The organism is Comamonas guangdongensis, assembly GCF_041079535.1.
GTDB lineage: Bacteria > Pseudomonadota > Gammaproteobacteria > Burkholderiales > Burkholderiaceae_C > Comamonas > Comamonas guangdongensis.
Map to the genome: position 1 here is coordinate 1 of NZ_JBFYGN010000014.1, position 23,095 is coordinate 23,095.

At 65.8% G+C, this 23,095-nt stretch carries 20 protein-coding genes; 12 read left to right on the plus strand and 8 right to left on the minus strand.

The window, feature by feature from the left end:
• Window positions 1-118 precede the first annotated feature (118 nt).
• Complete coding sequence (locus AB6724_RS13085; RefSeq protein ID WP_283486197.1) at window positions 119-445, minus strand: hypothetical protein; 327 nt, start codon at window positions 443-445, stop codon at window positions 119-121.
• Between the two features lie 279 nt (window positions 446-724).
• On the opposite strand from AB6724_RS13085, the gene AB6724_RS13090 reads away from it, so the two are divergent.
• From AB6724_RS13090 to AB6724_RS13100, 3 genes are all read left to right on the plus strand, one after another.
• On the plus strand, window positions 725-2,230 hold the full coding sequence (locus AB6724_RS13090; protein ID WP_369338966.1) for a DASS family sodium-coupled anion symporter: 1,506 nt from the start codon (window positions 725-727) through the stop codon (window positions 2,228-2,230).
• A 10-nt stretch (window positions 2,231-2,240) separates the two neighbouring features.
• On the plus strand, window positions 2,241-3,236 hold the full coding sequence (locus AB6724_RS13095; RefSeq protein ID WP_369338967.1) for a 2-hydroxyacid dehydrogenase: 996 nt from the start codon (window positions 2,241-2,243) through the stop codon (window positions 3,234-3,236).
• A gap of 179 nt (window positions 3,237-3,415) precedes the next feature.
• A complete protein-coding gene (locus AB6724_RS13100; protein WP_369338968.1) occupies window positions 3,416-4,666 on the plus strand; it encodes an Hsp70 family protein in 1,251 nt (416 codons plus the stop codon).
• A 57-nt stretch (window positions 4,667-4,723) separates the two neighbouring features.
• Here the strand turns inward: AB6724_RS13100 and rsmI are convergent, their stop codons facing one another.
• Window positions 4,724-5,647, minus strand: coding sequence for a 16S rRNA (cytidine(1402)-2'-O)-methyltransferase (gene rsmI / locus AB6724_RS13105; RefSeq protein WP_369338969.1), 924 nt, complete (start codon window positions 5,645-5,647; stop codon window positions 4,724-4,726).
• On the opposite strand from rsmI, the gene AB6724_RS13110 reads away from it, so the two are divergent.
• The 3 genes from AB6724_RS13110 to AB6724_RS13120 all read left to right on the plus strand — a co-directional run bounded on the left by AB6724_RS13110 (window position 5,647) and on the right by AB6724_RS13120 (window position 7,390).
• Entirely contained in the window at window positions 5,647-6,051 is a 405-nt protein-coding gene (locus AB6724_RS13110; protein WP_369338970.1) for a YraN family protein, read from the plus strand. The two genes, rsmI and AB6724_RS13110, sit on opposite strands and share 1 nt — an antisense overlap.
• Before the next feature lie 80 nt (window positions 6,052-6,131).
• Window positions 6,132-6,740, plus strand: a complete 609-nt coding sequence (locus AB6724_RS13115) for an SIS domain-containing protein (RefSeq protein WP_369338971.1) — start codon at window positions 6,132-6,134, stop codon at window positions 6,738-6,740.
• On the plus strand, window positions 6,737-7,390 hold the full coding sequence (locus tag AB6724_RS13120; protein ID WP_369338972.1) for a BON domain-containing protein: 654 nt from the start codon (window positions 6,737-6,739) through the stop codon (window positions 7,388-7,390). Before AB6724_RS13115 ends, AB6724_RS13120 begins: the two co-directional genes overlap by 4 nt.
• A 58-nt stretch (window positions 7,391-7,448) precedes the next feature.
• On the opposite strand, the gene AB6724_RS13125 is transcribed toward AB6724_RS13120, so the two are convergent.
• The 3 genes from AB6724_RS13125 to AB6724_RS13135 all read right to left on the minus strand — a co-directional run bounded on the left by AB6724_RS13125 (window position 7,449) and on the right by AB6724_RS13135 (window position 10,818).
• Window positions 7,449-8,360, minus strand: a complete 912-nt coding sequence (locus tag AB6724_RS13125) for an NAD(P)-dependent oxidoreductase (RefSeq protein ID WP_369338973.1) — start codon at window positions 8,358-8,360, stop codon at window positions 7,449-7,451.
• 133 nt (window positions 8,361-8,493) lie between these two features.
• Complete coding sequence (locus tag AB6724_RS13130) at window positions 8,494-9,630, minus strand: PilT/PilU family type 4a pilus ATPase (RefSeq protein WP_369338974.1); 1,137 nt, start codon at window positions 9,628-9,630, stop codon at window positions 8,494-8,496.
• Window positions 9,631-9,774: 144 nt separating this feature from the next.
• On the minus strand, window positions 9,775-10,818 hold the full coding sequence (locus AB6724_RS13135) for a type IV pilus twitching motility protein PilT (protein ID WP_369338975.1): 1,044 nt from the start codon (window positions 10,816-10,818) through the stop codon (window positions 9,775-9,777).
• Window positions 10,819-10,855: 37 nt separating this feature from the next.
• On the opposite strand from AB6724_RS13135, the gene AB6724_RS13140 reads away from it, so the two are divergent.
• Window positions 10,856-11,587 carry a YggS family pyridoxal phosphate-dependent enzyme gene (locus AB6724_RS13140; protein ID WP_369338976.1) on the plus strand — a complete coding sequence of 244 codons (732 nt, stop codon included), beginning with the start codon at window positions 10,856-10,858 and terminating at the stop codon, window positions 11,585-11,587.
• Between the two features lie 151 nt (window positions 11,588-11,738).
• Here AB6724_RS13140 and AB6724_RS13145 read toward each other — a convergent pair whose 3' ends face one another.
• Window positions 11,739-12,986, minus strand: coding sequence for a branched-chain amino acid ABC transporter substrate-binding protein (locus AB6724_RS13145; RefSeq protein ID WP_369338977.1), 1,248 nt, complete (start codon window positions 12,984-12,986; stop codon window positions 11,739-11,741).
• A 45-nt stretch (window positions 12,987-13,031) separates the two neighbouring features.
• Window positions 13,032-13,796 (minus strand): TetR/AcrR family transcriptional regulator, encoded by a 765-nt coding sequence (locus tag AB6724_RS13150; RefSeq protein ID WP_369338978.1) that lies wholly within the window; start codon window positions 13,794-13,796, stop codon window positions 13,032-13,034.
• A gap of 164 nt (window positions 13,797-13,960) precedes the next feature.
• Between AB6724_RS13150 and AB6724_RS13155 the strand changes: the two genes are divergently transcribed.
• The 5 genes from AB6724_RS13155 (at window position 13,961) to AB6724_RS13175 (ending at window position 21,195) form a co-directional block, all read left to right on the plus strand.
• On the plus strand, window positions 13,961-15,559 hold the full coding sequence (locus tag AB6724_RS13155; protein WP_369338979.1) for an AMP-binding protein: 1,599 nt from the start codon (window positions 13,961-13,963) through the stop codon (window positions 15,557-15,559).
• A 67-nt stretch (window positions 15,560-15,626) separates the two neighbouring features.
• On the plus strand, window positions 15,627-18,923 hold the full coding sequence (locus tag AB6724_RS13160; protein ID WP_369338980.1) for an acetyl-CoA carboxylase family protein: 3,297 nt from the start codon (window positions 15,627-15,629) through the stop codon (window positions 18,921-18,923).
• A 162-nt stretch (window positions 18,924-19,085) separates the two neighbouring features.
• On the plus strand, window positions 19,086-20,228 hold the full coding sequence (locus AB6724_RS13165; RefSeq protein ID WP_369338981.1) for an aminotransferase class V-fold PLP-dependent enzyme: 1,143 nt from the start codon (window positions 19,086-19,088) through the stop codon (window positions 20,226-20,228).
• Between the two features lie 98 nt (window positions 20,229-20,326).
• Window positions 20,327-20,728: a hypothetical protein gene (locus AB6724_RS13170; protein WP_369338982.1), complete on the plus strand. Its 402-nt coding sequence runs from the start codon at window positions 20,327-20,329 to the stop codon at window positions 20,726-20,728.
• Window positions 20,729-20,781: 53 nt separating this feature from the next.
• Window positions 20,782-21,195, plus strand: a complete 414-nt coding sequence (locus AB6724_RS13175; RefSeq protein ID WP_369338983.1) for an FKBP-type peptidyl-prolyl cis-trans isomerase — start codon at window positions 20,782-20,784, stop codon at window positions 21,193-21,195.
• 172 nt (window positions 21,196-21,367) lie between these two features.
• Here AB6724_RS13175 and norR read toward each other — a convergent pair whose 3' ends face one another.
• Complete coding sequence (gene norR, locus AB6724_RS13180) at window positions 21,368-22,945, minus strand: nitric oxide reductase transcriptional regulator NorR (RefSeq protein ID WP_369338984.1); 1,578 nt, start codon at window positions 22,943-22,945, stop codon at window positions 21,368-21,370.
• Between the last annotated feature and the right edge of the window lie 150 nt (window positions 22,946-23,095).

Here is a 23,095-nt window from a genome sequence, read left to right on the forward strand (position 1 = left end):
TCTCCCGACAGTCCTACATGTACGTTGGACTGGCGGGAAATATGGAGAGTTCAACACTGAACGCAGACAGAGCCTTTTTTTTTGCCCGCCGCATGGCGGCAGATCGCTGAGCCCATCCTCAGCCGGCCATGCGACCGAGCTGCGTGCCGATGCGGTGGCGCAGGTGCTCGCGCACCCGATTGGCGATCACATTGGCGATCTCCGGGCTCAGTCCCTCGCTGATATGCAGCACCTCGGTGTAGTGCAGATACAGCAGGCCGCGCAGCGTCCGGAATGCGGCCTCGTGCTCGGCGCCGCAGACGCCGGCATCGTTGGCCAGCACACGTTCGATGGCGCCGGGGTCGAGCAGTGCGACCTTGCAGATGGCGGCCTGGCGCACGATCTCCAGGTCGATCTCCTCGAGACGGCTTTCCCACTCATGAGGCAAGAAGCGGTTGGCTGGCATGTAGGCTGTTTCTCCTGTTCACTCCATGGGCATGCGGGCGCTGCATGTCCGACGCCGAGATACTGGCATGTGCGCGCATGCGGCTGCGGGTTTTGCTGGTGAGCTCTTGATGCTGGTCAAACTTCGGTGGTGCAAGAATCGGCGCGGAGACCGAGTCATGCGGCATTGCATCATGATGTCAGTCATGCGGCGCAGCCAGCAATGCCCGTGCAGGCTTCTTGGCTTTTGACCGGGGCCTGCTCCCGTCCTGGCGTCGCAGCGGCAAAGAAAAGGACTTACATGCTCGAGAAAATCGCCTCGCTGCTCCGCTACTTCAAATCGGCCGTGCCGTTCCGCCTGCTGCCCGCGCTGATCGCCACCCTGGTGCTGATCGGCCTGCTGCTGCTGCCCGTGCCCGAGGGCTTGGATGCCAAGGCCTGGCAGCTGGTGGCCATTTTTCTGACCACCATCGTGGCCATCATCCTCAAGGTCATGCCCATAGGCGTGATGGCCTTGATGGCCATCGTCATCGTCTCGCTGTCCCAGGTCACTTCCACCTCCTCCAAGGGGGCGATCACCGATGCGCTGAGCAGCTTCGCGAATCCGCTGATCTGGCTGATCGTGGTGGCCGTTCTCATCTCGCGCGGCCTCAAGAAGACGGGGCTGGGCAGCCGCATCGGCCTGATGTTTATCGCGTTGCTGGGCAAGCGCACCCTAGGCATAGGTTACGGTCTGGCGATCTGCGAGCTGGTGCTCGCGCCGTTCACGCCCAGCAATACGGCGCGCGGCGGCGGCATCGTGCATCCGATCATGAAGTCCATCGCCAATGCCTTCGAATCGGACCCGGCCAAGGGCACGCAGGGCAAGGTCGGCACCTATCTGGCGCTGGTCAACTACCATGCCAATCCCATCACCTCGGCCATGTTTCTGACCGCCACCGCACCCAACCCGCTGGTCGTGGATCTGGTGGCCAAGGCCACGGGCCAGTCCCTGCACCTGAGCTGGACCAGCTGGGCCCTGTACATGCTGCTGCCGGGTTTGCTGTGCCTGCTGCTGATGCCGCTGGCCGTCTATCTGCTGTCGCCACCCGAGCTCAAGGCCACGCCCAATGCCGTGGAATATGCGCGTGCCGAGATGGCCCGCATGGGGCCGTTGTCGGGCAAGGAGCGCGTGATGCTGGGTACCTTCGGCATGATGCTGCTGCTCTGGGCCAATGTGCCGCAGATGCTGTTCGGCCCGGCGTTCACGCTGGATCCGACCGTGGTGGCCTTTCTGGGGCTGTTCACCCTGATCATCACCGGCACCATCGACTGGGATGACGTGCTGTCCGAGAAAAGCGCCTGGGACACCCTGATCTGGTTCGGCGCCCTGGTCATGCTGGCCGAACAGCTCAACAAGCTGGGCGTGGTCGCCTGGTTTGCCGAGGGCATGAAGAACGCCATCGTCGCCAGCGGCCTGGGCTGGCTGTCCGTGGCGGCCATCCTGGTGGGTGTGTTTGTGTTCTCACACTATCTGTTCGCCAGCACCACGGCCCATATCAGCGCCATGATGCTGGCCTTTCTGACCGTGGGAGCGCAACTGATACCTGCCGACTATGTCGTGCCCTTCATGCTGATGATGACGGCGGGCTCGGCCATCATGATGACGCTGACGCACTACGCGACCGGCACCTCGCCCATCATCTTCGGCAGCGGCTATGTCACGCTGGGCGCCTGGTGGCGCGTGGGCGCGGCCATGTGCGTGCTCGAGTTGCTGATCTTCGCCGTGGTCGGCAGCGGCTGGTGGAAGCTGCTGGGCCTGTGGTGAGGGGATGCGCATGAAAACCGCCGTCTTCAGCGCGCGCCGCTACGACCAGTCCCTGCTCACCGAAGCCAATCGCGCGGCCGGCCATGAGCTGCTCTTCATCCAGGACCGGCTCACGGCCGAGACCGCGGCGCTGGCGCGCGGCTGCGCGGCCGTCTGCGTCTTCGTCAACGATTGCGTGGATGCCGAGGTGCTGCAGCGGCTGGCGAACCAGGGCTCACGCCTGGTGGCCACGCGCTCCACGGGCTACAACCATATCGATGCGGCGGCGGCCGGGCGACTGGGCATGGCTGTGGTGCGCGTGAGCGACTATTCGCCGCACTCGGTTGCCGAGTTTGCCGTGGGCCTGCTGCTGGCCGTCAACCGCAAGATCGCGCGCGCCAGCATGCGCACGCGCGAGGGCAATTTCGAGCTCGAAGGCCTGATGGGCTTCGATCTGCACGGCAAGACCGTGGGCGTGATAGGCACGGGCAAGATAGGCAGCCTCTTCGCGCGCATCATGCTTGGCTTCGGCTGCACGGTGCTGGGCCACGACAGGCATCCCGATCCGGCCTTCGAGCAGCTGGGCGGACGCTACGTGCCGGTGCGCGAGCTGCTGGCCGGCTCGGACGTGATCTCGCTGCACTGTCCCTTGACCGAGGAGACGCATCACATCGTCGATGCCGCCTCGCTGTCCCACATAAAGCGCGGCGCCATCCTCGTCAACACCAGCCGCGGCGGCCTGGTGGACACCGGGGCGGCGGTGCAGGCGCTCAAGAGCGGCCAGCTCGGCGGCCTGGCCATCGATGTCTACGAGCAGGAGGCCAGCCTGTTCTTCCAGGACCTGTCGTCCACCATCATCACGGACGACGTGATCCAGCGCCTGGTGTCCTTTCCCAATGTCATCGTCACCGGCCACCAGGCTTTCTTCACCGTGGAGGCCATAGGCCAGATCATGGCGACTACGGTGGACAGCATCACGGATTTCGAGCGCGGCGCGCCGCTGCTCAACCGTGTGCCCGGCAACTGAGCTGGGCGGCCCGGGACTGCAGCAAGGGCTTTTACCGCAGCCTGTGCATGGGTATTGGGCCGAATCATCGGGCGGGCACGGGCGGAATTCGGCAACGCTAGAATGGCGTCCCTTTGCCGATTTACAGCCCACAGCAGGTGGGCATTTTTGTTACCGCCGCCAGTGCTGTGCCACCTCCCATGACGACTGCTTTTTCCCCCGCCACACTGGGCATCGATTTCGGAACCTCCAACTCTGCTGCTGCCTATCGCCTGCCTGGCAAGGCCGCGCGTCTGCTGGCACTGGAAGGCACCGCCACCGGCATGCCCACGGCTCTGTTCTTCAATACCGAGGAGCACAGCACGCATTTCGGCCGCGATGCCATGCAGCAGTATCTGGCGGGTGAAGAGGGGCGTCTGATGCGTTCCCTCAAGAGCCTGCTGGGCAGCAGCCTTTTGCTGGAAAAGACTGCGGTGCATGATCAGTTGGTCAGCTACCAGGACATCATCGCGATCTTCCTCAAGCGGGTGGCCGATCAGGCCCGCCGGGCGCTGGACGGCGCCTTGCCCGAGCGCGTGGTGTTGGGGCGTCCTGTGCATTTCGTGGATGCGTATCCGGAGCGTGACCGCCAGGCGCAGGATGCGCTGGCCGCTGCGGCCAGGACCGCGGGCCTGGGTGAAGTCAGCTTCCAGCTGGAGCCGATTGCCGCGGCACTGGATTACGAACAGCGCCTGAGCGAGGAAAAGCTGGTGCTGGTCGTCGACATCGGCGGCGGCACTTCGGACTTCACGGTAGTGCGTCTGGGGCCGCAGCAGGCCGGCCATGCCGATCGCAGCCAGGATATTCTGGCCACCACGGGCGTGCATATCGGCGGCACGGACTTTGACCATCGCCTGAATGTGACGCAGGTCATGCCGTTGCTGGGCTACAAGCATATAGGCCCCAGCGGCCGCGAGGTGCCCAGCAGCGTGTTCTTCGATCTTTCCACCTGGCATCTGATCCAGTGGCTGTACACGGCCAAATCGCTGGCGTCAGCGCGCAATCTCAAGAACGACTACAGCGACCTGCAACTGCACCAGCGCCTGATGAAGGTGCTGGAATGGCGCGAAGGCCACCGTCTCGCCGATGCGGTGGAGCAGGCCAAGATCGCCGCCTCGCAAAGCCATGCGGCAGCCGGCATCGCCCTGGGCTGGCTAGAAGACGGCTTGCCCGCGGAAATTTCTCCGCAGGTCCTGGAGGAGCAGCTGCAGGCCCTGCTGCAGCAGGTGGTGGAATGCGCCCAGGATTGCGTTCACCAGGCCGGTGTGGATGCGCCGGATGCGATCTATCTGACCGGCGGCTCGTCGGCCCTGCGCACGCTGCGCGATGCCTTGCGCACGGCGTTCCCCGCCACGCCGCAGGTCGAAGGCGATCTGTTTGGCGGCGTGGCCACCGGCCTGGCTTACGCCTGACATCAAAAAGTGAGCTGATAGCGCTTTGTATATAAGCGCTATCGGTCATTTTGATGCTTATTCGTCTTCGGCGGCTCGCTTGAGTTCCAGCGCCCGGTCGTAGAGGGTATTTCGGCTGGCGCCCGTGATCTCGGCGGCCAGCTTCACGGCGGTCTTGGTCGGCAGCTCGGCCAGCAGCAGCTTGAGCACGCGCTCGGCTTTGCCCGATTCCTGCTGCACCGCCACGGGGTGCAGCACGATGGCGAACTCGCCCTTCACGCGCTGCGGCGAGGCCTGCAGCCAGGCGGCCAGCTCGCGGGCCGGCATGGTCGCGATGTCCTCGAACTGCTTGGTGATCTCGCGCGCCAGCGTCACCGGGCGCTCGCCCAGCAGGGCCAGGGCCTGGGCCAGTTCGATGATGCGGTGCGGCGCCTCCAGCAGCACCGTGCAGCGCGGCTCGCCGGCCAGCTTCTGCGCGGCGGCCAGGCGCTCGGCATTCTTGGTGGGCAGAAAACCCGCAAACAGAAAACCGCTTTCGCCCTGGGCCGGGGTGACGGCACCGGCCACACTGATGGCCGAGGTCACGCTGCTGGCGCCGGGCAGCGGAATGCTGCGCAGGCCCTGGGCCTGCAGTGCCGCGCACAGCCGGGCGCCGGGGTCGCTGACGCCGGGCGTGCCCGCGTCGCTGACATAGGCGATGCGCAGGCCCTGCTGCAGGCGTGCAATCACCTGCTGGGCGGCTTCGGCCTCGTTGTGCTGGTGCACGGCCAGTAACTGGCTGCCGGGGCGCTCCAGCCCGTAGCTGCGCAGCAGGCCCTGGGTGTGGCGCGTATCCTCGCAGGCAATGCAGTCCACGAGCTGCAGCACATGCAGGGCGCGCAGGCTGATGTCGGCCAGATTGCCGATGGGCGTGGCCACCACGTACAGGGCTCCCTGCGGATAATGCTGAGAAGCCGCCGCGTCATGCGCGGCAGTCAGTGCAGAGGCGAAAGAGGTAGTCAATGGATTTCCTTGGAAAGCGACCGCAAGGGTCTGCAGTCAGCACCACTGCGCGCGGCCAGCGGGCCGAAGACGCGGCACTGGCCTGTCTGCAGGCGCAGGGCTTGAAGCTTGTTGCGCGCAATTATCGGACCCCGGGCCGCGGCGGCGGCGAAATCGATCTGATCCTGCGCGACCGCGACGGGTCTTTGGTCTTCGTCGAGGTCAGAAGCCGCAATACCGAGCGCTTCGGCGGCGCCGCGGCCAGCATAGGCAGCATCAAGCAGCAGCGCATCGTGCTGGCCGCGCGTCACTATCTGATGCAATTTGCTGCGCCTCCGCCCTGCCGTCTCGATGTGGTGCTGGTGGATACTTCGGGGAGTCCGGCCGCCGTGGAATGGCTTAAGGCGGCCTTCGACGCCATGTAGCGCTCGCTTCGGCAAGGCCGATGCGCAAATAACGCTTAGCTACCAAAGAGATAACAGACGGCAGGTATCATCGGGCCTCCATGCTAGAGCAAAGAATTCAACAGCATTTCATCGACAGTGCCGACCTGAAGTACCAGGCCGCCCAGGCGCTGAGCCAACCCATTGCTTCCGCCGTCCAGGCCATGCTGGCCTGTGTGACCGGCGGCGGCAAGGTCCTGGCCTGCGGCGCCGGGGTGTCGGCCAGCGATGCACAATTGTTCGCCTCCCTGTGCGTGACGGGGTTCGAGCGCGACCGCCCCGAGCTGGCGGCGCTGGCTCTGACTTCCGACGGGGGGCTGCTGGGGACCGTGGGCGCCACGGGCTCGGGCGGCAACGCCACTCAGTATCTGGCGCGCCAGCTGCGCGCTCTGGGCCAGCCCGGCGACTTGCTGCTGCTCATGTCCGTGACCGGCAACGATGTGGCCGTGCAGGAGGCCCTGGAGGCCGCCCATGAGCGCGACATGATGGTCGTGGTGCTGACGGGGCGCACCGGTGGCAATCTGGCCGCCAGGGTGCGCGAGACCGACGTGCTGATTTGCGTGCCCCACGACCGTGCGGCGCGCGTGCGCGAAACCCATACCTTGATCCTGCACTGTCTGGCCGACGGAGTGGATTCCCAATTGCTTGGTGATCAGGAGATGCCTTTATGAAATTGCAGTGGACCCGTGTTGCATGTGCCGCCCTGACCGTGGCGGCCCTGGGTGGTGCTTTGAGTGGCTGCGTGGCCCTGGTGGGCGGCGGTGCCGCCGTGGCCGGCATGTCGGCCGCGGACCGGCGCACCACGGGCACCCAGGTGGAGGACCAGGGCATAGAGCTGCGTGCGGGCAACCGGATCGCTGAGGTCATGGGCGAAAAAGCCCGTGTGGAAGTCACCAGCTACAACCGTCAGGTGCTGCTGACCGGCCAGGCCGGCAACGAGACCGACAAGCAGACCATCGAGAAGCTGGTGCGCGAGCAGGCCACGGTGCGCAAGGTCTACAACGAGATCGAGGTCGTGCCCTTCACCGCCACGCTGGGCCAGCGTTCCAAGGACACCATGATCACCGGCCAGGTCAAGGCCAGCCTGGTGAATGCCAAGGATATTTCGTCCTCGGCGATCAAGGTGGTGACCGAGAGCAATGTGGTCTATCTGATGGGCGTCGTCACCCCGCGCGAATCCAAGCGTGCGGCCGAGATTGCGCGCGGCGTGAATGACGTGACCAAGGTGGTGCGGCTGTTCGAGGTCATCTCCGAAGACGAGCTGGCCGCGATGACGCCCAAGGCGGCGCCGGTGACGGAAGACCGGGCCGGCAGCAACTGAAGCGTGTTCCATGAAAAAAGCCGGACTCTGTCCGGCTTTTTTCATGGGGATGGCGCTCTCAGCGCAGGCGCTGGATCAGGCTGGAGGTATCCCAGCGATTGCCGCCCATGGCCTGCACATCGGCATAGAACTGGTCCACCAGCGCCGTCACGGGCAGGCGGGCACCGTTGCGCTGGGCCTCGGCCAGCACCAGTCCCAGGTCCTTGCGCATCCAGTCCACGGCAAAGCCGAAGTCGAACTTGCCCACGGCCATGGTCTTGCCGCGGTTGTCCATCTGCCAGCTCTGGGCAGCCCCTTTGCCGATCACATCAAGGACTTTTTCCACATCCAGGTCGGCGCGCAGGCCGAAGGCAATCGCTTCGGACAGGGCCTGCACCAGGCCGGCGATGCAGATCTGGTTGACCATCTTGGTCAGCTGGCCGCTGCCGCTTTCGCCCATATAGGTGAAGGCGCGCGAGAAAGCATGAGCCACGGGGGCGGCCTGATCGAAAGCCGCCTGGTCGCCGCCGCACATCACGGTCAGCTGGCCGTTGACGGCCCCGGCCTGGCCGCCCGAGACGGGGGCGTCGACGAAATGCAGGCCGCGCCTGTGCGCCTCGGCGTGCAGCTCGCGCGCCACCTGGGCCGAGGCCGTCGTGTGATCCACCAGAACGGCTCCCTCGTCCATGCCGGCAAATGCACCGTCCTCGCCCAGCACCACGGAGCGCAGATCATCGTCGTTGCCCACGCAGCAGAACACCAGGCTTGCGCCTTGGGCGGCTTCGCGCGGAGTCGCGGCGTGGCGCCCGCCGGGGAATTCCTCGCACCAGGCCTCGGCCTTGGCCGCCGTGCGGTTGTACACCGTGACCTGATGGCCGGCCCTGGCCAGATGCCCCGCCATGGGGTAGCCCATGACGCCCAGACCTAGAAAGGCTACAGGCATGGAAGTGCAGGGCTCGTAGCTGCGGGAGGCGATGGTGGCTGTGCTCATGAAATCCTCGAATGCTGGGTGCGGAACAAGTCAGCCATGTTAGCCCCGGCCACCAGTGACTGCCAGCAAGGGCCGCCCCGCGGCAAAGGCCGTCGTCCCCCTTGGGGGGAGGGCGCGCCAGCGCCTCAGGGGGTTAAACAATCGTCAGGTGCTCGGTGCCGGCCGCCAGGTCCTGCGAACGCGCGCGCTGGCTGTTGAGCTTGATCTGCAGGCGCAGGTCGTTGACCGAGTCGGCATTGCGCAGCGCATCCTCGTAGGTGATCAGATTGGACTCGAACAGATCGAACAGCGCCTGGTCAAAGGTCTGCATGCCGATGTTGCGGCTCTTCTTCATGATCTCCTTGATCTCGGCGACCTCGCCCTTGAAGATCAGGTCCGCGATCAGGGGCGAGTTGAGCATGACCTCGATGGCCGCCACGCGGCCCTTGCTGCCTTGCTTGGGGATCAGGCGCTGCGAAATGATGGCGCGCAGATTCAGCGACACATCCATCAGCAGCTGCGGACGGCGCTCTTCGGGGAAGAAGTTGACGATGCGGTCCAGCGCCTGGTTGGCGCTGTTGGCGTGCAGCGTGGCCAGGCACAGGTGGCCGGTTTCCGAGAAGGCGATCGCATGCTCCATGGTCTCGCGGTCGCGGATCTCGCCCATCAGGATCACGTCGGGCGCCTGGCGCAGAGTGTTCTTGAGCGCGGCTTCCCAGCTGTCGGTGTCCAGTCCCACCTCGCGCTGGGTGATCACGCAGTTCTTGTGCGGGTGCACGAATTCCACCGGGTCTTCCACGGTGATGATGTGACCGAAGGAGTTCTCGTTGCGCCAGTCCACCATGGCCGCCAGCGTGGTGGACTTGCCCGAGCCCGTCGCGCCGACCAGAATGCACAGACCGCGCTTGGTCATGGTGACCTCCTTGAGCACCTGTGGCACGCCCAGGCCGTCAATCGTGGGCAGGGTAGTGGGAATGGTCCGCAGCACCATGCCGACCTTGCCCTGCTGCATGAAGGCGTTGACGCGGAAGCGCCCCACGCCGGCCGGCGAGATGGCGAAGTTGCACTCCTTGGTGTGCTCGAAGTCCGCCACCTGCTTGTCGCTCATGATGGAGCGCGCCAGGGCCAGCGTGTGCAGCTGCGACAGCGGCTGGGGCGAGACCTTGGTGACCTTGCCGTCGATCTTGATGGCGGGCGGAAACTCTGCGGTGATGAACAGGTCGCTGCCGTTGCGGCTGACCATGAGCTTGAGCAGATCGTTGATGAATTTACTGGCCTGATCGCGTTCCATGATCACTCCTTGTCCAGTGGCCAACAGCAAGGGCCACTCTAAAAAACTGGCGCGGCCCGGACGAGAAACACCGAGCAAGGGCCGCCCCGCAGCGAAGGTGTTGTCCCCCTCAGGGGGAAGCGGCAACGCCGCTCAGGGGGAACCTTATCCAGGAAAGTTTTCGGGAATCTTGGCCTTGCTGCGCGCCTCGGCGGCGCTGATGAGGTTGCGGCGCACCAGATCGGTGAGGTTCTGGTCCAGGGTCTGCATGCCCACGTTCTGGCTGGTCTGGATGGTCGAATACATCTGGGCCACTTTGGCCTCGCGGATCAGATTGCGGATGGCGGGCGTGCCCAGCATGATTTCGTGGGCGGCCACGCGGCCCTGGCCGTCCTTGGTCTTGCACAGCGTCTGCGAGATCACGGCCTGCAGCGACTCCGAGAGCATGGCGCGCACCATCTCCTTTTCCTCGGCCGGGAACACGTCGATGATACGGTCTATGGTCTTGGCCGCCGACGAGGTGTGCAGCGTGCCGAACACCAGGTGGCCGGTTTCGGCCGCCGTCATGGCCAGGCGTATGGTTTCCAGGTCGCGCATTTCGCCGACCAGAATCGCGTCCGGGTCTTCGCGCAGCGCGGACTTCAGAGCCGCCGCAAACGACAGCGTCATGGGGCCGACTTCACGCTGGTTGATCAGGCATTTCTTGGATTCGTGCACGAATTCGATAGGGTCTTCCACGGTCAGAATATGGCCGTACTCGGTCTCGTTGAGGTAGTTGACCATGGCCGCCAGCGTGGTCGACTTGCCCGAGCCCGTGGGCCCGGTCACCAGCACCAGGCCGCGCGGCTTCAGGGCCAGCTCGCCGAAGATCTTGGGCGCGTTGAGCTGCTCCAGCGTCAGAATCTTGCTGGGAATGGTACGGAACACGGCGGCCGCGCCGCGGTTCTGGTTGAAGGCGTTGACACGGAAACGGGCCAGGCCCTCGATCTCGAACGAAAAGTCCACCTCCAGAAACTCTTCGTACTGCTTGCGCTGGGCATCGCTCATGATGTCGTAGACCATGGCGTGCACGGTCTTGTGGTCCAGCGGATCGATATTGATGCGGCGCACATCGCCGTGGACGCGAATCATGGGAGGCAGACCTGCCGACAAATGCAAGTCCGAAGCCTTGTTCTTGACACTGAATGCCAGCAATTGCGTGATATCCACGGAGATCCCTCTCTGGTTTGATACTCTGGCGCCAATTATGACGACGATTGAAAACAATCTGGGGCAGATTCATGCCCGCATGGCCGCAGCTTGCGGGCAAGCAAACCGGTCCGTGACATCGGTGCAACTGCTGGCCGTCTCCAAGACCTTTGGCGCCGACGCGGTGCGCGAGGCCGTGCTGGCCGGACAGCGCAGCTTCGGCGAGAACTATATCCAGGAGGCAGTGGAAAAGATCGCCGCCGTGCGCGCCATGGGCCTGCCCGGTGGCGAGGCGCTGCAATGGCATTGCATAGGTCCGATCCAGAGCAACAAGACGCGGCCGGTGGCCGAGAACTTCGACTGGGCCCAGACCGTGGACCGGCTCAAGATCGCCGAGCGGCTGTCGGCCCAGCGCCCGGCTGGCATGGCGCCGCTCAATGTCTGCATACAGGTCAATGTGGACGGCGGCGAGACCAAGTCCGGCGTGCTGCCCGGCGATGCGCTGGCGCTGGCCGAAGCCATTGTGAAGCTGCCCCGGCTGGTGCTGCGCGGCATCATGAGCATTCCCGATGATGCTCCTGGTTTTGAAGCGCAATGCGAAGTCCACAAGAAGGCGGCAGCGGTTTTTGCGCTTATCAAGAGCAGCGGCCTGCCGGGTCTGGCGCAGTTCGACACCCTGTCCATGGGCATGACCGGCGACCTGGAGGCCGCCGTGGTCGCGGGCAGCACCATGGTGCGGGTGGGCAGCGGAGTGTTTGGACGGCGTACTTACAGTACACCAACCCCCTGAGCCGCTACGCGGCTTCCCCCTCTCTCTACGCGCTGTGCGCTAGGGGAGGGGGACGACAGCTTCGCGGCGGGGCGGCCCTTGCTTGCTGTCTCTGGTGTGGGGCCACGCCCGCTGCAAGCCCAGTGACAGAGTCGAAGACCCGTTCTCATTTTTACGGCCGTTTCATCTGGCACTCCGTGGGCAGATCAAGCCGCTGGGCTGAATAGACGGCGTCGGTTCTGAAACCGTAGTTCGTGCCTTCCCAGCCGGTCTTGACCAGTTTGCCGTCCACGGGCGCAATGGTGTTGACCACCTGGGGCAGCAGCAGCTGGTGGTCCTTGCCGCGCATCTTGACGGGGCCGAAGATGGTGTCCATAGGCATGTCTTCCATGGCCTTGGCAATCTTCACGGGCTCGGTGGACTGGGCCTGGGCCATGGCTGCGGCCAGCATGCGCGGCACCAGGTCCATGCGCGGGGCCAGAAAGTCCTGGTTCATCCTGGCCTTGTACTCCCTGGCGCGGGCGTCGGCCTGGGCGCGGTCGGCCATGCCGGGATGCCATTCGGCCGCCCAGGTCACCTGACCGATCCTGGCCTGGGAAATGGAGGTCACGGTGCCTGGAAAGCCGCCGGCGCTGTGGTTGAAGTAGCGCAGGTTGTAGCCCGAGTCTCCGGCGGACTTGAGCAGCAGAGCCAGGTCCTGCCCCCAGTTGCCGGTGATGACCGAATCGGTTCCGACCTCCTTGATCTTGGCCACATAGGGCGCAAAGTCCTTGATGCGGCCCATGGGGTGCAGGGTTTCGCCGACAAACTGGATGTCGGGTCTGGCCTTGGCTACCATGCTGCGGCCATAGTTGGCCCATTGCTTGCCGTGCGCATAGTCCTGGTTGAGCAGAAAGACTTTCCGGATCTCGGGCTGGGTCTTGATGTAGTTGGCGATGGCCTGCATGCGCATGGCCGTGTTGGCGTCGAACATGAAATGCCAGAAGCTGCAGGACTTGCCGGTCAGCTCGGGGTCGATGGAGCTGTGGTTGAGGATCAGCACCTCCTTGCCCGGATTGCGCTGGTTGTAGCGCGCTGCGGCCTGCACCAGCGCCGTAACCACCGATGAGCCCGAGCCCCCCGTCACCACCACGCGCGCGCCCTGGTCGATGGCAGCCTGCAGCGCGCTCTGGCTCTCCTGGGCAGAGAGCTTGCTGTCGAACTGCAGCAGCTGAAACCTGGCGCCGTTATAGAGTCCGCCCTTGGCATTCACGTCATCGACGGCGTAGAGCACATGGTTGCGCATGACTTCGCCCACATTGGCAAACGGGCCGGAGAGCGGGTCTATGAATGCGATCTTGAACGGCTCTGCCGTCTGGGCGGATACGGCGCCGGCACACAGGCCGGCGGCCAGCGCAATGGCAGAGAAGCGAACGGACATGGTTTTGTCTCCAGAGGTGGAATCGCGCCTTGGCCTTTGAGGCTCTCAGCTGGCGCTGTGGCTGGTGGATGAAGCGCTCTTGCGGCGCTTTGGGGGCGAAGAGCTTTCGGGTGCCGGAGCCGTCCTGGCCGCGCGTTTGCGTGCCGGGACAGCCGCAGTGCGCAGGCCCAGCACACGCGAAGCCAGATCGGTGAGCTCCACCACCATCTCGGCCGGGCCCAGCTTGCCGCCAGGCTGATACCAGTTGTAGAGAAATCCGGGCAGGCTGCAGGCCGCCTGGGCGGTGATGCGGGTGTCGCGGAAATCAAAATGCCCGCTGGCACGGCCTTCGTCGAGCAGGGCGCAGAACTGCTTGTAGAACTGCTGGGCCACATTGCGCGAGGCCTTGAGATAGGCGGGGCTGAAGGCCTGCGGCTCGCGATAGGGGAAAAAGCCCGCCGGGTAGTGCGCAATGGTGGCCGCAATCAGGCGCTGCAGGCCGTCGATGGCTTTTTCATGCGCGGGGCGCGGGTCGTCGGCCGCGAAATCCAGCACCGTGAAGCAGGCCTCGGTCGGTGCCCAGCACAGGGTCTCGAAGATCTCCTGCTTGTTGCGGAAGTAGTAGTAGACAAAGGGCTTGGTCACGCCCAGCGCCTGCACGATCTGCTCGATGGTGGTGTTGGCATAGCCATAGCGGTCGAACAGGGCTTCGGCGGCCTTGAGAATGCGCTCGCGCTTTTCGTCGGAGCTGGCTGTGGGCAGGCGCTGGCGACCGCGCGGTGCCACGGGTGCAGCCGGCTTTTTCTCGGTCTTTCTGGACGTGGCGGGCATGAGGGTTTGCGTGTGTCGCATTCGTTATACCGATGGGTAGCATTGTTCTACCTGCAGGTATACATTGACAAGACACCGGGGCGGTCCAGGGCCTAAGGCAATCCCTGAGAAGGCGTGGGACAGCGCCTCGGGTCCCGGTTTTCAGAGACACACAGGAGACAAGCATGGCTGAATCCGCGTCCCTCATCCCCTTGCACGAGGCCTTGCGCCGCAATGCGCGCCAGCATCCCGAGCGCGATGCCTATATCTGGTACGGACAGCACATCAGCTGGCGCCAGATGGATGAGGCCAGCGATGCCGTGGCCGCGCATTTGCAGCAACTGGGCGTGAAGCAAGGCGAGCCGGTCGCGCTGTTCATGAACAACTGCCCGCAGTACATCGTTGCGCACTACGCGGTGCAGAAGATAGGCGCCATCGTCTGCCCCTGCGGGCCGCTGAACAAGGAGCATGAGCTTGAATACCAGCTCAATGACCTGCGGGCGCGCGTCATCATCGCCGCCGATGTGCTGCTGCCCATCGTGGACAAGGTGCGCGCCGACACGGCGCTGCAGCATGTGCTGGCCGTGCGCTACGGCGACTGGCTGCCCGCCAGAACCACGCTGGCGTTGCCACCTGAGCTGCAAGCGCCCGTGCAGCAGCTGCCCGCCAATGTGACGTCCTTCTGGGAGCTCATGCACAGCGGTGCCAGGCCTTCGCAGGTCGAGGTGGGCATGGACGAGGTGGCGCTGATGACCTACACCTCGGGCACCACCGGCCTGCCCAAGGGGGCGATGCTGAGCTTTGGCAACGCGGCCTACAAGACGGCAGGTGCCTCAGAAGCCACGGGCGTCACCGATAGCGATGTGCTGCTGGCCGTGGCGCCGCTCTATCACATCGCCGGCATGTCCATGGGGGTGAACATGCCCGTGCATTCGGGCGCGCCCTGCGTGCTGTTGCATCGCTTCGATCCGCTGGCCGTGGCGCAGGCGCTGGAGCGCTATCGCGTCAGCTGGTGGTACAGCATCGCGCCCATGAACGTGGCGCTGATGCAGGTCCCCGGCGTGGAGAAGATGGATTTCAGCGCGCTGCGCCGCAACACCGTCACCAGCTTCGGCATCACCTATACCGAGGACCTGGCGCAGCAATGGCGCCGGTTTGCACCCAACGCCATCTCCAGCGAGGCGGCCTACGGCCTGTCCGAAACCCACACCATGGATACCTTCATGCCCGGCGATGCCATCCGCTGGGGCACGCATGGCAAGCCCGCGCCGGGCAACGAGATCCGGGTGATAGACCCGGAAACCGGCGCGCCGCTGGCGGCAGGCGAGGTGGGCGAAATCATCATTCGCGGCCCGGGCAACTTCAAGGGCTACTGGAACAAGCCCGAGGCCACGGCCAAGACGCTCAAGGATGGCTGGGTGCATACCGGCGATATGGGCAAGTTCGATGCCGACGGCTATCTGACCTTCATCGGCCGCTTCAAGGAAATGATCAAGGTCTCGGGCTACAGCGTGTTCCCCGAAGAGGTGGAGACGATTCTGATCAAGCACCCGGCCATCGCCCAGGCGGCCGTGATCGGTGTGGCCGATGCCCAGAAAGGCGAGGTCGTGCGTGCCTTTATCGTGCGCAAGCCCGGACAGGCGCTGGAGGCCGATGAGCTGCTGGCCTGGTCCCGGGACAACATGGCCAGCTACAAGGCGCCGCGCGAGCTGCGCTTTATCGATGCCTTGCCGGCCACCGGGGCCGGCAAGGTGCTGCGCCGCCTGCTCAGAGATATCCCCTGAATATCAGGATTGATGGCCGTCCGGCACCGATGCAGCAAGCGCCATGCGCTCCTGAATAGAGAGTCCTATGTTTGACAAAGTACTGATTGCGAACCGCGGGGAGATTGCGCTGCGTATTGTTCGCGCCCTGCAGGAGCTGGGTGTTGCCAGCCTGGCCGTGTATGCGCAGGACGACGCCCAGGCGCCGCATGTGGCGGCCGCCGACGAGGCCGTGGCCCTGGGCGCCAGCGGTCCGGCCGCCTATCTGGACGGCGCGCATCTGCTGCGGATTGCGCGCGAGCACGGCTGCGACGCGCTGCACCCGGGCTACGGCTTTCTGAGCGAGAACGCAGACTTTGCGCGCGCCTGCGCGGCAGCCGGGCTACGCTTTATCGGCCCTACGCCCGAACAGCTGGCGCTGCTGGGCGACAAGGCCAGAGCCCGTGCGCTGGCGCAGCAATGCGGCGTGCCCTTGATGCCCGGCAGCCAGGAGGCCGTGACGCTGGTGCAGGCCCAGGAGTTCCTTGCCCAGCAGCGGGCCGATGGCGCCAGCGGCATCATGATCAAGGCCATAGGCGGCGGCGGCGGGCGCGGCATGCGTGCGGTCACGCAGGAGGGCGAGGTGGCTGCTGCATACGAGCGCTGCCGCGGCGAGGCGCGTGCGGCGTTCGGCGTGGATGGCGTCTATGTGGAGCGGCTGATGACGGGCGCGCGCCATATCGAGGTGCAGATCCTGGGCGATGGCGGCGAATGGCCCGTGGCCCTGGGCGAGCGCGAATGCACGCTGCAGCGGCGCTTCCAGAAACTGGTGGAGATCGCGCCCAGCCCCAGCCTGCCGCAGGCGCTGCGCGAACGCATCACGCGCGACGCGCAGCACATGGCCGGCCGTATCCGCTATGAAAGCCTGGGCACTTTCGAGTTCCTTGTAGACCTGAACTCCGCCGCCTTGCCCTATGTGTTTATCGAGGCCAATCCGCGCCTGCAGGTGGAGCACACCATCACCGAGGAGGTTTTCGGCGTCGACCTGGTCCAGGCCCAGATCCGCATTGCTGCGGGCGAGCATCTGGGCGAGCTGGGGCTCGATGCCAACGTTCCGCTGCAGCCGCGCGGCTATGCGCTGCAGTGGCGCATCAATGCCGAGACGCTGGATGCCCAAGGCCGGGCGCGCCCCGGCAGCGGCCGCATCGGCGCTCTGCGTTGGCCGCAGGGGCCGGGCATACGCATCGATTCCCACGCGCAGCAGGGCGTCAGTCCTTCGCCGCACTACGACACGCTGCTGGCCAAGCTCATAGTCCACAGTCCCGCGCCGCGCTTTGCCGATGCGCTGCGCCGCTCGCAGCGTGCGCTGGCCGAATGCCGCATCCCGGGCCTGGCCACCAATCTGGCGCTGCTGCAAGCGCTGTCCCGGCGCCCCGAGATGAGCGGCCAGAACGTGCATACGCGCTGGCTGGAACAGGTGCTGCCCGAGCTGGTTGATGCTTCCGAAAAGATAGCTTTAAGCGCTGGCTGCGATATGGACTCAGGGGTGAATGCGTCTGGATCGTCCATAGATCAAGCGCAAGCCGCTCCTGAAGATGCTGTGCTGGCGCCCATGCCCGCGCGCGTCGTGCAGTGGAGCGTGGCGGCTGGCGAGACGGTGGCCGCAGGCGCGGAGCTGGGCATTCTCGAAGCCATGAAGATGGAGCATGTGCTGCTGGCGCAGCAGGCCGGTACCGTCCAGGTCCTGCTGGCCGGGGTCGGCGCCTATGTGGTGCAGGACCAGCCGCTGCTGGTGCTCACGCCCGCCGCAGGCGATGCCGCCCAGGCGCGATTGGAGCAGCCGGATCTGGACCCCGGCCATATACGTGCCGATCTGCAGCGCGTGATCGAGCGCCACGCATTCACGCTGGACGCGGCCCGGCCCGAGGCCATGGACAAGCGCCATGCCCAGGGCGGGCGCAGCGCGCGCGAGAACATCGCCGACCTCTGCGATGCAGGCAGCTTCATCGAATACGGCGCGCTGGCGATTGCCGCACAGACGCGCCGCCGCAGCATGGAAGACCTGGTGGCCAACACGCCGGCCGACGGCATGGTGACCGGCATAGGTTCCATCAACGGTCGGCAGTTCGGCGAGGAGAAGGCGCGTGCCGTGGTCATGTCCTACGACGCCACGGTGCTGGCCGGCACCCAGGGGGCGCGCAACCATGCCAAGACCGATCGCATGCTGGGCATTGCGCTGCAGCAGAAGCTGCCCGTGCTGCTGTTTGCCGAAGGCGGCGGCGGGCGCCCCGGCGATACCGACACGCCCGTGGTCGCGGGCCTGCATGTGCATACCTTTGCGGCCTATGCTGCGCTGTCGGGTCAGGTGCCCGTGGTGGGCATTGCGCACGGGCGCTGTTTTGCGGGCAATGCGGCGCTGCTGGGCTGCAGCGACGTCATCATCGCCACGCGCTCCAGCACCATAGGCATGGGCGGGCCGGCCATGATCGAGGGCGGCGGCCTGGGCGTTTTCAAGCCCGAGCAGGTCGGCCCCAGCGGCGTGCAGCATGCCGCTGGCGTGATCGACATCCTGGTCGAGGATGAGGCCGAAGCCGTGGCCGCGGCCAGGCATTACCTCTCCTTCTTCCAGGGCCGCACCACGGACTGGACCGCGCCCGACCAGCGGCTGCTGCGCCAGGTGGTGCCCGAGAACCGCCTGCGCGCCTACGACACGCGCGCGGCCATGGCGCATCTGGTGGACGAGGGCAGCCTGCTCATGCTGCGCACGGGCTTTGGCGCGGGCATACACACGGCGCTGGCGCGCATCGAGGGCCGGTCCGTGGGGCTGATGGCCAACAACCCCGCCCACCTGGGCGGCGCCATCGATGCCGACGCCGCCGACAAGGCCGCGCGCTTTATGCAGCTGTGCAATGCGCACGGCATTGCCATCGTGAGTCTGGTCGACACGCCCGGCTTCATGGTTGGCCCCGAGGTCGAGAAGACGGCCCAGGTGCGCCATGTCAGCCGTCTGTTCGTCACGGCCGCCAAGCTGCGCGTGCCGTACTTCAGCGTGGTGCTGCGCAAGGGCTATGGCCTGGGCGCAATGGGCATGACGGCGGGCAGCTTTCATGCGCCCATCTTCAACGTGGCCTGGCCCACGGGCGAGTTTGGCGCCATGGGCCTGGAAGGCGCGGTGCGCCTGGGTTTTCGCAAGGAGCTCGAGGCCCTGGCCGAAGGCGCCGAGCGCGAGGCGCTGTTCCGCAAGCTGCTGGCCCAGCAGTACGCGCACGGCGAGGCCATGCACATGGCGTCCACGCTGGAGATTGACGCCGTGATCGACCCCGCCGAGACGCGCGCCTGGCTCGCGCATGGGCTGGCGGGCGCGCGGCTGCGCGAGGGCTGCGGCCGGTTTGTCGATACCTGGTAAGGGCCCGGCCGCAGGCGCTGGCTGCTCGCTTTTTGATATGCGAGCCATACGCGCAGCGATAGCGAGGCTCATGCTAAGCTGAAAGTCTCGAACCCACAGTCCGGCGGCTTTGCCGCCGGTATAGATTCTGGCGGCCATGACCGCTGCGACTGGAGATATTTCATGCCCGGACTTTTGCCCGATGTCGATCCCGATGGCCTGCTCGAATTCTCGGTGGTGTACACCGACAGAGCGCTCAACCACATGTCCAAGAAATTCGTAGGCGTGATGCAGGACATTCTGGGCGTGCTCAAGGAGGTCTACCACGCCCATACCGCGGTGCTGGTGCCGGGCAGCGGCACCTTCGGCATGGAGGCCGTGGCGCGCCAGTTCGCCAACCGGGAAAAAGTGCTGATCGTGCGCAACGGCTGGTTCAGCTACCGCTGGACGCAGATCTTCGACGAAGGCGGCCTCGGCGGCGGCTCGGTGGTCTGCAAGGCGCGCCGCCAGGGCAAGGGCAGCCAGGACCCCTGGGCACCTTGCCCGGCCGAAGAGGTGGCCGCGACCATACGCGCCGAAAAGCCCAAGGTGGTGTTTGCGCCGCATGTGGAGACGGCCAGCGGCATTCTGCTGCCCGACGCCTACCTGCGCACCGTGGCCGATGCCGCGCACGAGGTCGGCGCGCTGTTCGTGCTCGACTGCGTGGCCTCGGGCGCCATGTGGGTGGACATGGAAAAGACCGGCGTGGACCTGCTGATCTCGGCGCCGCAAAAAGGCTGGAGCGGCTCGCCCTGCTGCGCCATGGTCATGCTCTCGGCCCGCGCCCGCGAGGCCATCGAGCACACCAAGAGCTCCAGCTTTTCCTGCGACCTCAAGAAATGGATGCAGATCGCCGAGGGCTATGAAAAAGGCCAGCATGCCTACCACACCACCATGCCCACCGATGCGTTGCTGCGCCTGCGCGACGTGATGCTGGAGACGCGCGAATACGGCTTTGCCAAGGTGCGCGAGGAGCAGATGGAGCTGGGCCGCAAGGTGCGCGAGCTGCTGCAGTCGCGCGGCTTCCCCAGCGTGGCGGCCGAGGGCTTCAAGGCGCCCGGCGTGGTGGTCAGCTACACCACCGATCCCGAGATCCAGAGCAGCCGCGCTTTTCTCAAGGTCGGGCTGCAGACCGCTTCCGGCGTGCCGCTGCAATGCGATGAAGGCCCCGATTTCTCGAGCTTCCGCATCGGCCTGTTCGGCCTGGAAAAGTGGCACGATTCGGATCGTTCCGTGGCTCACCTGGCCAAGGCCCTGGACCAGATCGGCGTTGCTCCGGCGGTATGACGGCCTCCCCCCTGAGCGGCTGCGCCGCTTCCCCCTGGGGGACGACGTCTTCGCTGCGGGGCCGCCCTAGGCTCTGGATGCGGCCGCTTCTGAGCACCATGCTGGGGCTGTGTTTGGTCGCCTCGGTCTGTGCCGCACAGGCCCAGCAGATGCCGGTGCTGCCGCGCAAGCCTGCACCCGCGCCGCCGGCCTCGGACCAGCTGTTCCAGGCCAGTCGTTGGCGGCTCGACTATGACGCGGGAGAAGGCGCGCGCTCCTTCGAGGTCGGCCTGCATCCTGGCGGGCTGATGACCAATACCGATCCCCACGACAGGACCAGCGACAACGATGGCTGGGAAGCCCAGGGTCGCTACCTCATACTGCGCTTTAACCACAGCTACGCCGTGTACACGGGCGTGCTGGGCCGGGACGGCCGGTTGCAGGGCCATGCGGTCAACCAGCAGGGCGAGAGCTGGCCCTGGACCGCGTCGCGCGTGCCGCCGTCCGGCCCATCCCGATAACCCCGCCGTCGCGGCCCCGGCTGCGGACGGCTATTTGACAAAGTGAAACCAGCATGAAGAAATTCACATGGGCCCTGGCGGCCGCTGCGGCCCTGATCTCGGGCCTGTCCGCACAGGCGGCGCAGCCGGTGACGACGCCCAGCGGCCTGATCTACGAGAGCATCACCGAGGGCACGGGCGCCAGCCCCAAGGCCACGGACACGGTGAAAGTGCATTACCGCGGCTACTTCCCCGAATCGGGCAAGGAATTCGACAGCTCTTATGCGCGCCAGCAGCCCATAGACTTTCCGCTCAATGGCGTGATTGCCTGCTGGACCGAAGGCCTGCAGAAGATGAAGGTCGGCGGCAAGGCCAAGCTCACCTGCCCGCCTTCCATCGCCTACGGCAGCCGCGGCGCAGGCCGCGTGATTCCGCCCAACGCCACGCTGAATTTCGACGTCGAGCTGTTGGCCGTTCAAGGCCGGTGATCGTTTCAGCAAAATAGCGCTGACCACCATCCGTAGCCTCTGAAACTGGCGCAGCTCAACTCAGAGACACCGAGGAAGGGCCGCCCCGCACCGAAGGTGTCGTCCCCCTCCCATAGCGCGCAGCGCGTAGAGCGAGGGGGAAGCCGCGCTGCGGCTCAGGGGGTGCTTTATGTCACCGCTGTATGCCCAGCCGCTTGGCCAGGCGCTGCAGATTGGCTCGGTCCAGCTGCAGCTCGCGGGCTGCAGCGGCCCAGCTGCCATGGTGGCGTGCGAGGCTGGCGCTGACCAGGCCGTGCTCATAGGCCGCTATGGCCTCGCGCAGGCCTGCAACTGGTGCTTGCGGCGCGGGCAGTTCCACAGCGCCGGGCAAGGCAATGGAGGCCGCCATCGCGCTTGCGGCGCCAGCTTGTTGCACTCCAGCATCCCAGAGATCGTCGGCGCCCAGCGTCACCATGCGCGGGCGCGCGCCGCTGCCGCCCTGGCTCAGGGCCTTGAGCACGGCGCGGCTGATCAGGTGTTCGAGCTCGCGCACATTGCCGGGCCAGCCATGGGTGAGCAGGGCCGACTGGGCCGCGGCATCCAGGCGCAGGCCGCCCAGTTGCAGACGCGAGCGGTTTTCCTCGAGAAAATAGCCGGCCAGCAGCAGCACATCGCTGTCGCGCTCGCGCAGCGACGGCACGGCCAGCGGATAGACATTGAGGCGGTGATAGAAGTCGGCGCGCATGCGCCCGGCGCGCACCTCCTCGGCCAGATCGCGGTTGGTGGCGGCGATCACGCGCACGTCCACATGGTGCTCGCGGTCCGAGCCCAGGCGCTGCAGCTGCCCGCTTTGCAGCACGCGCAGCAGCTTGGCCTGCACGGGCAGCGACAGCTCGCCCACCTCGTCGAGAAACAGCGTGCCCTGGTGGGCCTGCTCGAACTTGCCGCTGCGCTCGGACAGCGCTCCCGTGAAGGCGCCGCGCACATGGCCGAAAAGCTCGCTCTCCACCAGGTTGTCGGGCAGGGCCGCGCAGTTGATGCTGACCAGCGGTTTTTCGCTGCGGCCTGACTGCGCATGCACGGCCTGGGCCACCAGCTCCTTGCCGGTGCCGGTTTCACCGGTGATGAGCACGCTGAGCTCGCTGGCCGCCACCAGGGCTATGTCTCTCTGCAGCTGGCGCATCGCAGGGCTTTGTCCCAGCAGCTCGCGCTGCGGCGCGGCCGCATGGCCGGCCTGCGTGCCGGCTTCGCGCGCCAGCTGGGCCAGCTGGTGCACGCGTTCGGCCGTGGCGACGGTGGCCGCCGCCAGATTGCTGAAGGCCTGCAGCATGGCCAGCGACGCCGGATCGGCAAAGCGGCCGGGCTCCAGCGCGTCCAGCGTCAGCAGGCCCCAGGGCAGGCCGCCCAGCTGCAGCACGCAGCCCATGCAGTCATGCACCTGCAGCGGGCCATGCTGGGCGACCAGCCCGTCATAGGGGTCGGGCAGGGGGCTGTCGGGCGCAAAGCGCATGGCCTGGCCCGCGGCCAGCAGCTGGGCAAAGCGCGGGTGCTCGGCCAGGCGAAAGCGCCGGCCCAGGGTGTCGGGAACCAGCCCGTCTATGGCCATGGGGCGCAGCCATTCGCCCTCCAGGCGCAGCAGCGCCACGGCATCGGCGGGCAGCAGATTGCGCAGCGCGGCCAGCAGGCGGCGCAGGCGCTCGCGCTCGCTCAGGTCCTGGGCCAGGTCGGCGACCAGGGGGATGACGGCATTGAGAATATGGGATGTTGTCATAGCGACAGCAAATTGAGTCAATAAGACTGCTTTTGACGAATGTCATATTGACTCACATCTTGCCAAGCCCTTGTTTTGAAAGGGTCGTGAACCTGGCATGCGATTTGCCTCTTCGAGTTCAAGCCTTGCAGCTGGCAAGGCGGCAACCAG

Coding starts and splice junctions, on each gene's coding strand:
- AB6724_RS13085 (WP_283486197.1), bottom strand. CDS start 445: ATGCCAGCCAACCGCTTCTTGCCTCATGAGTGGGAAAGCCGTCTCGAG.
- AB6724_RS13090 (WP_369338966.1), top strand. CDS start 725: ATGCTCGAGAAAATCGCCTCGCTGCTCCGCTACTTCAAATCGGCCGTG.
- AB6724_RS13095 (WP_369338967.1), top strand. CDS start 2,241: ATGAAAACCGCCGTCTTCAGCGCGCGCCGCTACGACCAGTCCCTGCTC.
- AB6724_RS13100 (WP_369338968.1), top strand. CDS start 3,416: ATGACGACTGCTTTTTCCCCCGCCACACTGGGCATCGATTTCGGAACC.
- AB6724_RS13110 (WP_369338970.1), top strand. CDS start 5,647: ATGGATTTCCTTGGAAAGCGACCGCAAGGGTCTGCAGTCAGCACCACT.
- AB6724_RS13115 (WP_369338971.1), top strand. CDS start 6,132: ATGCTAGAGCAAAGAATTCAACAGCATTTCATCGACAGTGCCGACCTG.
- AB6724_RS13120 (WP_369338972.1), top strand. CDS start 6,737: ATGAAATTGCAGTGGACCCGTGTTGCATGTGCCGCCCTGACCGTGGCG.
- AB6724_RS13125 (WP_369338973.1), bottom strand. CDS start 8,360: ATGAGCACAGCCACCATCGCCTCCCGCAGCTACGAGCCCTGCACTTCC.
- AB6724_RS13130 (WP_369338974.1), bottom strand. CDS start 9,630: ATGGAACGCGATCAGGCCAGTAAATTCATCAACGATCTGCTCAAGCTC.
- AB6724_RS13140 (WP_369338976.1), top strand. CDS start 10,856: ATGACGACGATTGAAAACAATCTGGGGCAGATTCATGCCCGCATGGCC.
- AB6724_RS13145 (WP_369338977.1), bottom strand. CDS start 12,986: ATGTCCGTTCGCTTCTCTGCCATTGCGCTGGCCGCCGGCCTGTGTGCC.
- AB6724_RS13150 (WP_369338978.1), bottom strand. CDS start 13,796: ATGCCCGCCACGTCCAGAAAGACCGAGAAAAAGCCGGCTGCACCCGTG.
- AB6724_RS13155 (WP_369338979.1), top strand. CDS start 13,961: ATGGCTGAATCCGCGTCCCTCATCCCCTTGCACGAGGCCTTGCGCCGC.
- AB6724_RS13160 (WP_369338980.1), top strand. CDS start 15,627: ATGTTTGACAAAGTACTGATTGCGAACCGCGGGGAGATTGCGCTGCGT.
- AB6724_RS13165 (WP_369338981.1), top strand. CDS start 19,086: ATGCCCGGACTTTTGCCCGATGTCGATCCCGATGGCCTGCTCGAATTC.
- AB6724_RS13170 (WP_369338982.1), top strand. CDS start 20,327: ATGCTGGGGCTGTGTTTGGTCGCCTCGGTCTGTGCCGCACAGGCCCAG.
- AB6724_RS13175 (WP_369338983.1), top strand. CDS start 20,782: ATGAAGAAATTCACATGGGCCCTGGCGGCCGCTGCGGCCCTGATCTCG.
- norR (WP_369338984.1), bottom strand. CDS start 22,945: ATGACAACATCCCATATTCTCAATGCCGTCATCCCCCTGGTCGCCGAC.